This window comes from Weissella sp. DD23, from assembly GCF_001579105.1.
GTDB classification, from domain to species: Bacteria; Bacillota; Bacilli; order Lactobacillales; family Lactobacillaceae; genus Weissella; species Weissella cibaria.
The window spans coordinates 245,457-247,266 of record NZ_KQ970392.1 but is presented as its reverse complement, the minus strand read 5'-3'; the positions used below and the strand labels follow the sequence as shown (position 1 = coordinate 247,266).

The 1,810-nt window shown below is 44.1% G+C and carries 1 protein-coding gene and 1 pseudogene; both read right to left on the bottom strand.

Annotated features, from left to right (window positions below):
• Positions 1-272, bottom strand: a pseudogene (locus WEIDD23_RS14590) (ABC transporter permease); the annotation flags it as partial.
• A 10-nt stretch (positions 273-282) separates the two neighbouring features.
• A complete protein-coding gene (locus WEIDD23_RS05445; RefSeq protein ID WP_010371533.1) occupies positions 283-1,203 on the bottom strand; it encodes an ABC transporter permease in 921 nt (306 codons plus the stop codon).
• Between the last annotated feature and the right edge of the window lie 607 nt (positions 1,204-1,810).

Sequence of the window (1,810 nt, the reverse complement as noted above, 5' to 3'; positions counted from 1 at the left end):
AAAACACCTGGCAAACGTGGTGGTAGGTTTTGCAATGTCACATCTTGGTGTGATGTAGCTTTTGAATTTGCAATTGGTGTTGAACCAAAAGCAACGACGAACACAGCAACCAGTACCCACAATGAGATAAAGGCACCCTTGTTCTTCTTTAGTCGACGCCAAGCGTCTTTTGCGAAGCTCAATGAAGGCTTCATAATTTTTTCGTTATCAACATGACGATCAGCTGGGAGCAGCTTAAAATCATCTGCCGTCAAATTTACTTGTTCAGCCATGCGCTTCTCCTTACTTAGCCAAACGGATACGTGGATCAATCAATCCATACAAGATATCCGTAATCAACAACACAACCATCAACATCATGGCGTAGACGATTGTTGTTCCCATGATGATTTGATAATCGTTCGTCAAGATTGAACTAACAAATTGACTACCAATTCCAGGGATTGAAAAGATTTGCTCGATAACGATTGAACCCGTCATCAAGTTAACTGCCATCGGACCAATCAACGTTACCAACGGAATCAATGAATTACGCATTGCGTGCTTCCAAATAATTTCACGTTTTGACAATCCCTTGGCACGTGCCAATTCAATGTAATCAGATCCCAAGACATCGACCATTTCAGTTCGAATGAATCGCGCTGACACAGCCAATGGGCTCATCCCCAAAGCAATTGTTGGCAAAATAGTTGATGCAAAGCCCTTCCAACCGGCGATTGGCAACCAACCCAACTTCAAGCCAATCCAGTATTGGAGCAATGCAGCGAAAACGAATGATGGAATTGAAATTCCCAAGACGGCCAAGATTGACAACGCCGTATCCGTCTTTGTGTTACGACGTACCGCCGCAGCTGAACCCAAACCGATTCCGGCAATCACACCGAAAATCAAAGCTTGGATACCCAATTGTGCTGAAGGTCCCATACGTTGTGCAATCAACGTTGAAACTTCTTGGTTAGCAAATTGGAATGAGACCCCAAAGTCGAAGTGCAAGGCATCCCACAAGTATGTGACGTATTGAATGAAGATTGGCTTATCCAAGCCGTATTGTGCTTCAATCAACTTTCGTTGCGCTTCAGACAAGCGCTCGGCGTTAGCCAATGGTGATCCTGGCATCAACTTCATCAAGAAAAATGTCGCTGAGATAACCAGCACCAGCGTCAGCAAGATGATTGCTAGACGCTTTAGAATATATTTGATCATAGCGATGACCTTCCCCTACTATTTTGCTTTCTACTTCTAATATGAAAGAATCGTGTTGCTTATGAGATATAAGCGTTTGGTTTCTTACAAAACTTGTAGCTTTTATTAGACTTTTATCATTTTAACAGAGATATCTACAATGTAAAAGGCTTTGTTAGCTAATATCACATGAGACTCTCATTTTCTTAATAATTTTGAAGTTGTTTGCGTTTACATACGTTCGATATCATAAAAACATTCATTCTTTGTTTTGAACGGGCACAGTGGTGTCGTGCTATCGCACGAGGCATGGGTGTGGGGGATTTGCTCCGGCAAAGATGACAGCTGGGAAACTCCGCCGGCGCGAGCACCGGCTAGCACCCAAATAATTGTGCTAAGGGTCTGGGTCCGTTCGCCTTATCTAACCGGCGGTCGGCCGAACTTGTGAGTTCCCCACCTGTCATCGCTACGCCAATCCCCCACACCCATGCCAGCAGCCGAGATATTCTCAATTCGTTTGATAGACATCGTTAAGTTGGCTGTTGCATGTTGTCCTACCGTTATATTTAGTAGCACGTTGACAAACTTCACCATCAGAGAACATCTTGGCTGCTGCAACAGGCGGGGC